13 protein-coding genes are annotated in these 13007 nt (G+C 65.7%); 12 read left to right on the top strand and 1 reads right to left on the bottom strand.

Going from position 1 to position 13007, the window contains the following annotated elements:
- The first annotated feature begins 117 nt into the window (after positions 1 to 117).
- The 3 genes from CGLY_RS03145 to CGLY_RS03155 all read left to right on the top strand — a co-directional run bounded on the left by CGLY_RS03145 (position 118) and on the right by CGLY_RS03155 (position 2978).
- Positions 118 to 873: a phosphoglyceromutase gene (locus CGLY_RS03145; RefSeq protein ID WP_038546103.1), complete on the top strand. Its 756-nt coding sequence runs from the start codon at positions 118 to 120 to the stop codon at positions 871 to 873.
- 33 nt (positions 874 to 906) lie between these two features.
- On the top strand, positions 907 to 2139 hold the full coding sequence (locus CGLY_RS03150; RefSeq protein ID WP_081803754.1) for a sensor histidine kinase: 1233 nt from the start codon (positions 907 to 909) through the stop codon (positions 2137 to 2139).
- A 131-nt stretch (positions 2140 to 2270) separates the two neighbouring features.
- On the top strand, positions 2271 to 2978 hold the full coding sequence (locus tag CGLY_RS03155) for a response regulator transcription factor (protein ID WP_038546106.1): 708 nt from the start codon (positions 2271 to 2273) through the stop codon (positions 2976 to 2978).
- 142 nt (positions 2979 to 3120) lie between these two features.
- Here the strand turns inward: CGLY_RS03155 and CGLY_RS03160 are convergent, their stop codons facing one another.
- Entirely contained in the window at positions 3121 to 4053 is a 933-nt protein-coding gene (locus CGLY_RS03160; protein WP_038551143.1) for a hypothetical protein, read from the bottom strand.
- Positions 4054 to 4086: 33 nt separating this feature from the next.
- Between CGLY_RS03160 and CGLY_RS03165 the strand changes: the two genes are divergently transcribed.
- The 9 genes from CGLY_RS03165 to CGLY_RS03205 all read left to right on the top strand — a co-directional run bounded on the left by CGLY_RS03165 (position 4087) and on the right by CGLY_RS03205 (position 12960).
- Positions 4087 to 5055, top strand: a complete 969-nt coding sequence (locus tag CGLY_RS03165) for a Ppx/GppA phosphatase family protein (RefSeq protein ID WP_052540604.1) — start codon at positions 4087 to 4089, stop codon at positions 5053 to 5055.
- Between the two features lie 268 nt (positions 5056 to 5323).
- Positions 5324 to 6199 (top strand): AI-2E family transporter, encoded by an 876-nt coding sequence (locus CGLY_RS03170; protein ID WP_038546109.1) that lies wholly within the window; start codon positions 5324 to 5326, stop codon positions 6197 to 6199.
- A gap of 64 nt (positions 6200 to 6263) precedes the next feature.
- A complete protein-coding gene (gene proC / locus CGLY_RS03175) occupies positions 6264 to 7094 on the top strand; it encodes a pyrroline-5-carboxylate reductase (RefSeq protein ID WP_038546111.1) in 831 nt (276 codons plus the stop codon).
- A gap of 241 nt (positions 7095 to 7335) precedes the next feature.
- Positions 7336 to 7536, top strand: a complete 201-nt coding sequence (locus CGLY_RS03180) for a helix-turn-helix domain-containing protein (protein WP_038546114.1) — start codon at positions 7336 to 7338, stop codon at positions 7534 to 7536.
- Positions 7537 to 7815: 279 nt separating this feature from the next.
- The gene (locus tag CGLY_RS17055) at positions 7816 to 7917 is read left to right on the top strand and encodes a 30S ribosomal protein bS22 (protein ID WP_003855542.1); all 102 of its coding nucleotides are present in this window, start codon (positions 7816 to 7818) and stop codon (positions 7915 to 7917) included.
- 138 nt (positions 7918 to 8055) lie between these two features.
- Entirely contained in the window at positions 8056 to 8337 is a 282-nt protein-coding gene (locus CGLY_RS03190; protein WP_052539582.1) for a glutaredoxin family protein, read from the top strand.
- Between the two features lie 209 nt (positions 8338 to 8546).
- On the top strand, positions 8547 to 10028 hold the full coding sequence (locus CGLY_RS03195; protein ID WP_081803755.1) for a glutamyl-tRNA reductase: 1482 nt from the start codon (positions 8547 to 8549) through the stop codon (positions 10026 to 10028).
- The gene (gene hemC, locus CGLY_RS03200; RefSeq protein ID WP_038546120.1) at positions 10025 to 11014 is read left to right on the top strand and encodes a hydroxymethylbilane synthase; all 990 of its coding nucleotides are present in this window, start codon (positions 10025 to 10027) and stop codon (positions 11012 to 11014) included. Before CGLY_RS03195 ends, hemC begins: the two co-directional genes overlap by 4 nt.
- Positions 11015 to 11109: 95 nt before the next feature.
- Positions 11110 to 12960, top strand: coding sequence for a bifunctional uroporphyrinogen-III C-methyltransferase/uroporphyrinogen-III synthase (locus CGLY_RS03205; RefSeq protein ID WP_038546123.1), 1851 nt, complete (start codon positions 11110 to 11112; stop codon positions 12958 to 12960).
- The last annotated feature ends 47 nt before the right edge of the window (positions 12961 to 13007 follow it).

Consider the following 13007-nt stretch of genomic DNA (forward strand, 5'->3'; position numbering starts at 1 on the left):
AGCTGATCCCCGTGGCCGCTGTCATCTGAGTTATGGCAGGGGCCGTGAAACTCCTCGAGATCGACTTCTGCCCCGGCTCCCCTGTGCGGGACGCCCTGCCGTGGCACAATAAACACCATGAGTGACAACAACCACGGCACACTGATCCTCCTCCGCCACGGGCAGAGCGAATGGAACGCATCCAACCAGTTCACCGGGTGGGTCGACGTCGACCTCACCGACCAGGGGCGCGAGGAAGCCGTCCGCGGCGGAACGATGATCGCCGACGCGGGTCTGAAGCCGACCGTGCTGTACACGTCCCTGCTGCGCCGGGCGATCACCACCGCGAACCTCGCTCTCGACGCTGCCGACCGCCACTGGATCCCCGTCGTGCGCGACTGGCGACTCAACGAACGCCACTACGGCGCGCTGCAGGGGCTGAACAAGGCGGAGACCAAGGAGAAGTACGGCGAGGACCAGTTCATGGCCTGGCGCCGCAGCTACGACACTCCGCCACCGGAGCTCGAGGACGGCACCGAGTACTCCCAGTCGGACGACCCCCGCTACGCCGACCTCGCCGAGGTCCCGCGGACCGAATGCCTGCTCGACGTCGTCAAGCGTTTCGTCCCCTACTACGAGACGTCGATCCTGCCCCGTCTGGAGGCCGGCGAGACCGTCATCGTCGCCGCCCACGGAAACTCGCTGCGCGCCCTGGTCAAGCACCTCGACAAGATCTCTGACGAGGACATCGCCGGGCTCAACATCCCGACCGGGATCCCGCTGGTCTACCGCTTTGACGAGAAGGGCACGGTGCTGAACCCGGGCGGTGAGTACCTCGACCCGGAGGCCGCGGAGGCAGGCGCCGCCGCCGTCGCCGCACAGGGCGGTAAGTAGAACCCCGGGGAACGGTTTACGGGACACCCGGACGTGACATCGTCATCTTTCGCCCTGCTGTTCGGGGGAATCGCCGCCGGACTACTCGTCGGGATCGTCGTCACCGTTATCGTGACGGTCGTCCGGCGTCGGGTGGAACACCGTGAAGAGGAACGCATCCGGAGGGAGACCCAGCACAACAGGGTCTCGACCATCGCGCAGGTGATGCACTTCGCCCTCGAGGCGTCGCCGCTGGGGGTCGCGGTCGTCGACCTGCGGGAGGACCTCGTGTTCACCAACCGCAGCGTTCACGAGCTCGGCGTGGTGGACGGCCGTCACCTGGTGCCCGAGGTCTACCGCCTGGCTCAGCGGGTCTTCGACGACGGTGAGCCCCGCGAGGGTGTCCTGCACCCCGGGAGCACAGCTGTGGGGCCGGTGTTCTCCGTCGCCGTCACCGTCCGTCGCCTGGCAGCCGTTGATGACCGGTTCGTGGTGGTCTACGCCACGGACAACTCCGAGAGCGTCCGGATGGAAGCTGCCCGCCGGGACTTCGTCGCCAATGTGTCCCATGAGCTCAAAACACCGGTCGGGGCTATATCCCTGCTGGTCGAGACGATGCTGGAGGCACGAGACGATCCCGATACCGTGGAGTACTTCGGCAACAAACTCCATACTGAAACCCGGCGTATGTCCACGATGATCTCCGAGCTGATCGGCCTGTCGAAACTCCAGGGGGCGGAGTCCCTGCCGGATCCCCGCCCGGTGAGCGTCGACAGGGTCATCGACAAGGCAGTGGAGCGGTCGCGTATCGCCGCCGAAGTCGAGAATATCGACCTGGTGACCGACGCTCCCGGCGGCGCATGGCTCACCGGGGATGAGGAACTCCTGGTGACCGCCGTCGCCAATCTGATCGCCAACGCCATCAACTACTCGCCGGACGATACCCCGGTCAGCATCAGCAGGGCGGTCCGCGGACAATCCGTCGTGATCCGCGTGACCGACCGCGGCATCGGTATCGCCCCCGAAGAGCAGAAACGTGTCTTCGAACGTTTCTTCCGCGTCGACAAGGCACGCTCCCGGGCAACCGGCGGGACCGGTTTGGGCCTCGCCGTCGTCAAACACACCGTGATCAACCACGGAGGAAATGTCTCCCTCTGGTCGCAACCGGGCACCGGATCAACGTTCTCCCTGGAGTTCCCCGTGCTGGAGAAGGCTGCCGTGCCACACGAGGACGTCCCTGACCAGGAGAGGTTCACCGCCGCCGACCTGCTCCCGGACCGGGACTGATTATCTTCACCCGGCAGGATCGTCGCCCGGAGTTTACAATGACGTCGTCCAGAAGCAGTCTCCCCGCAATGTTCGTCATCCGCGCCGGCCGGCATACGGCCGTCATTCATACGTGAGGACCAGATTCTCCTATGTCCAGTGACCGTCCCACCGTCCTGCTCGTCGAGGACGAGGAATCACTCGCTGAACCGTTGTCGTTCCTCCTGCAGAAGGAGGGCTTCGGTGTCTACACCGCCGCCGACGGACCCACCGCTCTGAAACTGTTCGACGCTCACGGCATTGACCTGGTGCTGCTCGACGTGATGCTGCCCGGCATGTCCGGCACCGAGGTGTGCACCCAGCTGCGTGCCGTCTCCTCCGTCCCGGTGATCATGGTGACCGCCCGCGACAGTGAGATCGACAAAGTCGTCGGCCTGGAGATCGGGGCGGACGACTACGTGACCAAGCCCTACTCCGCGCGCGAACTCATCGCGCGTATCCGTGCTGTGCTGCGCCGTGGCGGCGATAACGGGGCAGATGACGGGGACGGCGATGACGGGATGGTGCTCAGGAGCCCACGGGTGGTGCTGGATGTGGAGCGACACACGGTGTCAGTGGACGGTACGTCGGTGTCTCTGCCCCTGAAGGAATTCGACCTTCTGGAATACCTCATGCGCAATGAGGGACGGGTATTGACCCGGGGCCAGTTGATTGACCGGGTGTGGGGCATCGACTACGTCGGTGACACGAAGACGCTCGATGTCCACGTGAAGAGACTGCGTTCGAAGATCGAGGAGACGCCGTCGTCCCCGTCGATCCTGGTGACCGTCCGTGGACTGGGGTACAAGTTCGAGGGGTGAGAACCGCCGCCGGCAGGAGTGACGGCCCTGTGGCAGAGGCACCGGTCGGATACCGCCCCGAAAACGACCCCGCCTTCAGATGGTCGTGGAAACAGTTCCCCTCCGGAAGGAGCTACGCCCATGGCCCCGGCAGAAACTCTGGCTACTGGGAGGGCGAATGTCCCGTCGCTGCGGCAGCCGTCGCCGGATGGATCGACAACAACGGGAACCCGGACGGCGAGTAACGGGCCATCTCCTCACGGTGACGGCAGTGTGCTGCAACCACGTCGTAGGACTCCGGTCCGATGAGCTCGCGCAGTTCCTCGGCATGGGTGGACCAGAGCGATTCACCACCGGTGTGACACCCGGGGTCGGACGTGCAGTACCAGTCGAAGTCTTCACCACCGCCACCCCAGCCGCGCCGGGTGTACTCGGTGACGGTGGTGCGCAGGACCTCGACGCCGTCCGGACGGGTCTCCCACTCCTCGAGCCGGCGTAAGGGCAACTGCCAGCACACCTCGGGTTTGGCTACGGTAAGGGCGACGTCGTTCTTCACCGCCCAGCCGTGCAGGGCGCATCCGGCGCCACCCGGGTGGTCAGCTCGGTTGGCGAAGACACATGCCCCGTTGTGCACTCGCGTCTTCAGGGCAGGCTCGGGCTCGCCGGAGTCGGTGTCATCTCCGTCGAGTTCGTCCCAGACGAGCCATGGCTCCACCATATCGTCGGCGCCATCGCGACCGTCGCCCATGACAAGGGGCCTGAGCTGCCAGTCGTCGTCGGTGAGGTGGGGGACGATTTCTGCCAGGGCACCGCGGTCATCATCGTCGGTGAGGAAGGCGCCGTGGACGCAACAGCCCACGTCGGGGTGTTCGGCGTCGATGCCGTGGCATGCGTCGGTGCCGAACCTGCACCGGTAGGTGGAGAGGAGCCACGTAAGATCGACAGAGACGATGTGTTCGGAATCCGCCGGATCGGTGAACTCCAGGTACTCGCGCGGATGGTCGGCGGGGGTCTCCTGCCCTGAACGCACCGCGAGATCCGCCGGGGTGCCTGCCGGGTAGCCGCTGGTGATGTCGGAAAGAACAGAATGTGTCACGGTGAACACCGTAGACCGGATAGGGTGGAAACCGTGCGACTAGGTGTCTTGGATGTGGGAAGCAACACGGTCCACCTCGTGGTGGTGGACATGGCTCCGGGCGGTCCGCCGACCCCGATGAGCAACTGGAAGACGCCGATGCGCCTCGTGGAGTACCTCGATGACGAGGGTGCGATCAATGCGAAGGGCGTCCGGAAGCTGATCAAGGGGGTCGGGCTTGCGGCGGAAATGTCCGAACAGTTCCACTGCGACGAGATGCTGCCGTTCGCGACGTCGGCACTGCGGTCGGCGACGAATTCCGAGGCTGTACTGTCCCAGGTCGAGGAGGAGACAGGGGTCCGGTTACGGATTCTCTCGGGTACCGCGGAGGCTGAGCTGACGTTCCTCGCCGTACGCCGCTGGTTCGGCTGGTCCGCCGGACGGATCTGTGACCTCGACATCGGTGGCGGATCACTGGAGATGTCGGTGGGGGTCAATGAGTTGCCGGACGTCGCGCTGTCGGTGAACCTGGGTGCCGGGCGTCTGACACATGACTGGTTCAGGACGGATCCGCCGAGCCGCAAGGAGATCAAGGCGCTGGCCGCGCATATCGACGAGACGTTGGAGGAGCCGGTCGCGCAGCTCAAGGAGGCGGGGCCGGTCGATCTGGCGGTGGGAACCTCGAAGACGTTCCGCATGTTGGCACGGCTCACCGGTGCTGCACCGTCCTCGGCGGGCCCGAGGGTACGCCGCGTATTGACCCGCCCGGGTGTACGGCAGCTGACCTCCTTTATCTCGAGGATGACTGCGGCGGACCGTGCGGAGCTCGAAGGGGTGTCCGTGGACCGGTCGGCACAGGTGGTGGCGGGAGCGTTGGTTGCGGAGTCGACGATGCGGCATCTGGGGATCGAGCAGCTGCAGTTGTGCCCGTGGGCATTGCGCGAAGGCGTGATCCTGCGTCGTGCCGATGCTGCGGACGCCGCGGATTTCGATCCGAACGTCGATTTTGACAGGGCGACGTGAGTTTCGGCGACACGTGATGGAGGTGACCGGCGGTCTACCGCCAAAAAAGTTCGGAGATGGCTCCGGGGAAAAGTCCTGGTGAATTACTGTTTATCGACAGTTGTGCGGGAGCGTTGATCCACCGATGTGGGCTGTACACGTGATAACTGTAAACTGTCACCTGATAATTGAGGCATGTGTGTAGGACGCCGGATGATGTGGTGGCCACCGCGGTGCCTTGTGCCCGCCGCCCGGTCTGGCGGGAGATGACCGATGATGGGAACGACGGATGAGTGAGAAGCTGACTGTTGCGGAGCTTATGGCCCGCAATGCCAAGGACGGTGCTCGCAGAGCTGACCGTCCTCGGCGTCGACGTAATCTCGAGGACGGCGGGGTCTCGGTCTCCGAACTGACCGGTTCCATTCCCGTCGTCAGTGACGAGGACCTCGATCAGGACGGTGCGGACAGTGCCGCCGAGGATCTGGCCCCCGTCGACAGTCATCCACATCAGGGTGGGCATGAGCTTGACGACGGGCCGGAGGGCTTCGACGGACACGACGTCGTCGAGGGGGAGGTCGTCGACGAGGTCGAGGAGCCCGACGAGCCTGGGGAACCCGAGGAATTCGGCGGGGTCGACACAGACCCTGCCGGTGCCCACACCGGTGAGACGTCAGGTGACGCTGATGTGGCGGCAGAGACCACCGTTCTTCCGCGCGTTGATGCCCGGGAAGAATCTCCCGCCGACGCGGATACTGACGCGAAGTCCGCGTTCTCCGACGGCGCAGCACCGGCCGAGTACACCGACGAGCGGGCCGGGGAACCCGAATCCAACGAGATCGCCGAGCAGACGGTTCCGGCCGAAGAGCAGACCGAGGCAGACCCGGACAAGATCATCGAGTACGAGGACGACGCGATCTCCTGGCCGGCACTGCTGGGGCAGACCGCTCTCGCCCTGGTCATCGGCGTCGTTATCTTCTTCGGCTTCACCCTGCTGTGGGACAAGCTGGGCACCGCCCTCGTCCTGATCATGTCAGGCATCGTCACACTGGTGTGTGTCGGAGTTGTCCATGCCCTCCTGCGTCACCGCCACACGCTGGTACTCATCCTCGCGTTCGTCGTGGGCCTGGTGATCACGTTGGGGCCGCGTCTGATCATGTCGATCTGACCCTCGCCTGTCCGACGCCGCCCGTGAGTGGCGAGCTTCACCGTCGCGTGGCACGCTGGTGCGCATGACACGTATTGCATTTATCGGTGGAGGAAATATCGGAGAGGCCCTTATCTCGGGGCTCGTGAGCGGGGAAGGTTCGGGGGACAAGCCGGACGTCGTCGTGTTCGACCCGAGCGCCAAGCGTCTGGACTTCCTCCGCGAGGAGTACGGCATCACCGGAGCGGACGACGCTGCCACCGCCGCCTCGGAGGCGAATTTCGTCGTCATTGCCGTGAAGCCCCACATTGTCCCGTCCGTCCTGGAGGACATCTCCTCAACCCTCGACAACAATGACACCGAGACCGTGGTGGTCTCGGTCGCCGCAGGCGTCAGCCTGGCGACCATGGAGTCGGGCCTGGCTGCCGGTGTCCCTGCGGTCCGCGTCATGCCCAACACCCCGATGCTCGTCGGCAAGGGCATGAGCGCCGTCGCCGGTGGCCGTTTCACCTCCGAGGAGCAGGTTGAGTCCGTGAAGGACCTCTTCGCCACCGTCGGCCAGTCCGTTGCCGTCGCGGAGAAGGACATCGACGCAGTCACCGCCGTTTCAGGCTCGGGTCCGGCCTACATCTTCATGGTTGCAGAGGCGATGACTGACGCCGGTGTGCAGCTCGGCCTGACTCGTCCCGTCGCGCAGCAGCTCGCTGTCGCCACCATCGAGGGAGCGGCCACCATGATGGCCCAGGGCGACAAGAATCCCGTGGACCTCCGTGCCAACGTCACCAGCCCTGGCGGGACGACGGCCGCCGCAACCCGTGGACTGGAGGAGAACGGTCTCCGCACAGCGTTCTTCCGCGCCATGCAGGCCTGTGTCGACCGTTCGGTGGAGCTCGGCCGTCCGGCCGGAGAAAACTGACCCTTCGGCCCCGGCACTCCCCCGTCCGGGGGTGGCGGTGAGCTGTCGGCACCTTGTGTCCCTCGAGTCACAACCGTGTCACCAGTGTCTCCCGTCTCCCGGATAGTCAGCCGTCATCTTTTGTCATTCGCGTCGCAATATTCTCAGGAATAACGATAGGATGGGGCCAGCGCCCGACGTGTCGAAGTTCTGCAGGAGGGGAAGCCTGCAGCGCGTGCGTGCGTCGTAAGGATTGGAAATTATGGCAAACAATGACAGTGGTACGTTCCTGACGGTCGCAGAGGTCGCCGAGCTTATGCGGGTGTCCAAGATGACCGTCTACCGCCTGGTTCACTCCGGTGAGCTGCCGGCGGTGCGTGTCGGCCGTTCCTTCCGCGTGCATGAGCAGGCGGTGGAGGAGTATCTGGGCGCCTCGATCTACGAGGCCGGCCAGACAGGCTAGTGCGGCCGTCCCCCTCGCGGGGGGCGGTTCCGGGGTTGTTCTGACCCTGGTTCCCCTTCAGTCCACCGGTGATGAACCGGTGGGGTGGAGGGGCTTTTTGCTGGGGTCTTTTGCTGTGGCAATGGTCCGCCGGTTAAACTGATCCCCATTCGTGTCGGATCGGTCCCGATCGGTGAGGTTCCCCTGCCGTTTGCCGTCCGCCCGCGGTGCCACGGGTACCGTGCGGGAACCGACCAGCAGCATGATCCTTAACCGAAGACCAACCACGAGGGAGGACCCATGGGTTCTGTCATCAAGAAGCGTCGCAAGCGCATGTCGAAGAAGAAGCACCGCAAGATGCTTCGCCGTACCCGTGTCCAGCGGCGGAAACTCGGCAAATAAGCCGGTGCATCACGAGGCGCGGTCCTGCCACCCCTTCCCGGGGTCGGGGCCGCGCCTCATTGCTGTGTCCGGGGTGGACCGGAGTGCCACGGGGTGGACGGGGTCCGCGAGGAGAGGGGGAGACTAGGCTCAGTGGACATGAACAGTGCGCGGCAGCTTCCGTATCATGGCCCGACCGTGACGCTCATGGTGCGGGCCGGTTGTGGTTCGTGCAGTCGGGTCAGGGAACAGATCGCCCCGATCTGCCGTGATCAGGAGGTTTCGCTGCAGGTCGTGGACGTGGATTCGGAGCGTGCCCTGGCCGTCGAGTTCGGCGACCGGGTGCCTGTTGTGCTTGTGGACGACGAGGAGATCGCCTGCTGGGAGATCGACGACGACGAGCTTGTTGATGCTCTGGGATCAGCCCGCGCCACCGGATGATTGACGGGCCTGCGAAAGAACTTGTGGTGCCTGGCCCTTAACCGGGGGTCGGTAACAGTGCTCTCCGGTGCTTTTGTTATTGGGGGGCATAAGGGGATACCGTAGGTACCTGGTACCGCATGACGGCGTCGACCACCGGTGGCCGGTGGGCGGAAAACGCCGCAGCGGAAAAAGTAACCACTGACGATTTCGCGGGAGGCTGTGCAGCCATGGCAGGACTCGGGATCACCGGACCGGCAGCCGTCCTCCTGGTCGGTTTGTCCTTCCGGTCGGCACCTGTGCCAGTTCTCGAGAAGGCCTCCGTCTCTCCGGAGGAATTGAACAGTCTGGAACGTGACCTCGTCGGTGGCGACTGCGTCACCGAGGCGCTGATCCTCTCCACGTGCAACCGTATGGAGTTCTACGTCGCCACCTCGGCGTTCCACCCGGCGCTGGATCACGTGGTCGAAACCATCGCCGCGCATGCGCAGATGGACGCGGTCGAGCTCGAGCCCTATCTGTATGTCCGCTATGCGGATGCAGCCGCGGAGCACATGCTGACCGTCGCCGCCGGACTGGATTCGATGGTCGTAGGTGAACAGCAGGTCATCGGCCAGCTGCGCAATGCGTACACCTCCGCGTCCGACAATGGCGTGGTGGGTACGGCGCTGCATGATCTCACGCAGCGTGCTCTCCGCACCGGCAAGCGGGTCCACACGGAGACCAGCGTGGACGAGGCAGGTTCCTCCATGGTCAGTTTTGCCTTGGACCATGCCCTGGCCGAGTTGGGTGTACAGGACATGTCGGGCCGTGATGCCGTGGTCATCGGCGCCGGTGCCATGGCCTCGTTGGCGTCGACCTATCTCGGTCGTTCCGGTGTCCGCCATGTCACGGTGGTGAACCGTACGGTGGGCCGCGCGGAGAACCTCGCCGCGCACGCCAGGGAGGCAGGCGTCGATGCCCACGCCGTGGGGCTGGATAGTCTGGTGGACGCCCTCAGAGGGGCGGACGTCGTCGTCTCTGCCACAGGTGCCGTCGGTACGGTGCTGGGCCCGGATGACCTGGCGGCGACACAGCTGGAACGGCCCCGCCGGATGGTTCTGGTTGACCTGTCGATGCCCCGTGACATCGACGACGCCGTGGTTGACGTTGCCTCGGGAACCGGCGCGGCCAGCGGCGCTGACGTCCGGCTGCTGAACATCGAAGAGCTCACTGCCCTCGCCGGTGACGGTGCCCGGGACGAGTCCGCCGCCCGTGACATCGTGGCCACCGAACTGTCCGAATACCTGGAGCAGGTGCGTGTGCAGTCGGTGGTGCCGACGGTGAAGGCGCTGCGTCGCCGGGCCGCCGACGTCGTCGACGATGAACTCGGCCAGCTGGTCCGACGGACCCCCGGCATGGGCGACGAGGATCGCGCTGAGGTCGCCCGTACCGTACGCAGGGTGGTGGACAAGCTTCTCCACGCACCGACGGTGCAGGTCAAGAAACTGAGTTCCCAGGACGGGACGGTGAACTACGCCGAAGCGTTGGCGACGCTGTTCAATCTGCCGTCCGGGGCAACCTCGGTGGTGTCACAGGCTATTGAGCCCGGTGACGCAGGCAAGGCGCGCATCGGAAATGTTCTGCACCAGGGCGCAGTGAACCCGCAGGAGTACGTGGAGTTCCCGGACGTGATGTCCGAGGCTCCCGACAGGACAGAGGAGGCATCGTGACCGGTGAGACTGCTGCGCCGCGGAACCTTCTCGTCGGCACCCGCGCGAGTAACCTCGCACGGACCCAGGCGGGTACGGTCCGTGACGCGCTCACGGACGTTCTACGGGGTATGTTCGCTGATGCCGCAGGTGAGGCGGAACTGCATTTCGTGCACACCCCGGGAGATGCGTCCCAGAAGGCGCAGACGCCGGTCAACCGCATCGGGGTCGGTGTGTTCACCGAAACCCTGCGCAACGCTCTGGCGGCGGGGGAGTGCGACGTTGCAGTACATTCCTTCAAGGACCTGCCCACCGCACCGGACGACAGGTTCATCATGGTCGTCCCGGCCCGTGTCGACCCTCGGGAGGTGCTCGTGAGCATCGACGGTGCGGCGCTGCGGGATTTGCCGGACGGGGCGAAGATCGGCACCGGTGCGCCGCGACGAGTATCCCAGATCCGCGCGTTGCGTCCGGATCTGGAAGTCTGCCCGCTGCGTGGCAACATCGACACCCGGATGGGACGGGTCGCCACGGGCGATCTTGATGCCGTCATGCTCGCACGGGCCGGACTCGAACGGGTCGGGGAGATCGACCGGGCATCTGAGACGGTGTCTGTCGAGGACATCCTTCCCGCACCTGCCCAGGGTGCACTGTGCGTGGAGGTCCGGGCCGATGACGACGAGGCGGTTGCGGCCGTCCTCGGACTGGACGATCCGGTGTCCCATGCGACCGCCGTCGCCGAGCGTGCCGTCCTCGCCGAATTACAGGCAGGCTGCACGGCGCCTGTCGGTGCATGGTCGACCTATGAGAACGGCACGCTGACTTTACGCGGCGGGGTTTTCGCCCTCGACGGGTCAAGACAGCTGGTCCGTGAACATTCCGTCGCCCTGGAGATTCCCGAGGGGCCGTGGCTGCACACCGCCGTCGAGCTCGGCCGTGCGGTCGGTCGCGATCTCATTGACGGCGGCGCCGCCGGAATCATCACCGACATCGTCGGTGCCCGTTGACCTGGTATTGACCGGTCTGTCGCACCGTTTCCCTGCGGCCCAGCCATGCCCCCAGCCCACCAGCACTGCCTGACCTACCTGAGAAAGTCACCTCGATGACCACTGCCGGAATTGCCCAGACGGGTCCCACGAACAGTCCACTGACTGGCCGCGGACGCGTCCTGTTCGTCGGCGCCGGCCCCGGAAACCCGGAGCTGCTGACGGTCCGTGCCCGCGAGATCCTCGAAAACACCGCCCGTGTCTGGGTCGACCCCGCTGTCACCGAGGCCGTCCGCGCCATCATCGCCGATGCCCTGCCAGTCCCGGAGGACAAACGCATCGCCGCCGAGAAGGAGTGGGAGGCCGAGCTCGAAGCAGCGAAGGCGTCCGGTGCCCGGCGTCGGCCGCGTCGTCCTGCAGAGGTCACCGCTGCCGAGATCGTGTTCGCAGCACCGCACACCACTGAAGCCGTCGCCGCCCACGCTGCTGCGGAGGAGGCTGCGCGCGAGGCGGAGACCGGTGGGTACGCCAGCTACCCGGACACACCGGACCCGGACGAGATCCGGCCGGTCGAGGCCTCCGCCGTCGCGCACGCGATGGTCGACCACGTCCGACACGGACACAGCGTCGTCCGGCTTGTCGCCGGCAACCCGGTGAGCAACCCGGCCGTCCTCATGGAACTGCAGGAGGTCGCCGCGCTCGGCGTGGAGTTCGAGGTGGTGCCGGGAATGACCGGCGCCTCGGCCCTCCCCGCCTACACCGGTATCGCCACCGGAGACGGTTACACCGCAGTCGATCTGAGGTCGGATGCGACGTCGGAGGTCGACTGGGACGGTATCGCCGCAGCACCGAAGCCGCTGATCCTCACTGCCGGTCCAGCGGATCTGCCGGTGATCACCGCGGAGCTGAAGCGGCGCGATGTCGCCGGAAGCACACCGGTCACGGTCACCTCGCACGCCACGACACGTCGACAGCGTTCCTACGACGTCACCCTCGACACGTTGAAGTCGGTTGTCGCGGCGTCGGGGCCGTTGGCCAAAGACGGGGAGATGCCCCAGGAGCTGGTCGTCACGGTCGGTACCCAGGCCAGCCGGCGCAGCAAGTACTCGTGGTGGGAGAATCGTTCGCTGTACGGGTGGACGGTGCTCGTGCCACGGGCGAAGGACCAGGCAGGTCCGATGAGTGCCCGGTTGGCCTCTCACGGCGCCATCCCGATCGAGGTTCCCACGATCTCGGTGGAACCACCGAGGAGTCCGGCGCAGATGGAACGTGCGATCAAGGGGCTTGTCGACGGTCGGTACCACTGGATCGTCTTCACCTCCGTCAATGCGGTGAAGGCAGTGTGGGAGAAACTCGCCGAGTTCGGGTTGGACGCCCGCGCGTTGGCGGGTGTCCGGGTCGCCGCCGTGGGAGCGAAGACAGCCCAGGCTGTCCGCGATCTCGGAATCACCCCGGAACTGCTGCCGAAATCCAATGCCCGCAACGCCTCGGGGCTGGTCGACGTGTTCCCGGCGTACGACCAGGACCTTGATCCGGTCGACCGGGTTCTGCTCCCGCGTGCCGACATCGCCACGGACACCCTGGTGGACGGCCTCGTCGACCTGGGCTGGTCGGTCGAGGATGTCGTCGCCTACCGCACGGTGCGTGCCGCGCCTCCCAGCCAGGAGGTCCGCGACATGATCAAGTCCGGTGGCTTCGACGCGGTGTGTTTCACCTCGTCGTCGACGGTGAAGAACCTGGTTGGCATCGCCGGCAAGCCCCACACCCGCACCATCATCGCCTGCATCGGTCCCATGGCCGCTCAGACGGCGCGTGAGCACGGGCTGCGGGTGGATGTCATGCCTGAGGTCGCCGGTGTGCCCGAGCTGGTGGATGCCCTGGCGCACCACGTGGCCGAGCTCCGCGCGGCCGGACAGCTGCCGCCGCCGCGCAAGCGCCGGCGTCGGCGCCGTCCCGCGACGGGGTAGTAGGACGGACCAGGGGTGTGCCGGGCTGATCCCGTCCGCCTGCCCCG

Origin of the sequence: Corynebacterium glyciniphilum AJ 3170, assembly GCF_000626675.1 — a bacterium.
GTDB lineage: Bacteria > Actinomycetota > Actinomycetes > Mycobacteriales > Mycobacteriaceae > Corynebacterium > Corynebacterium glyciniphilum.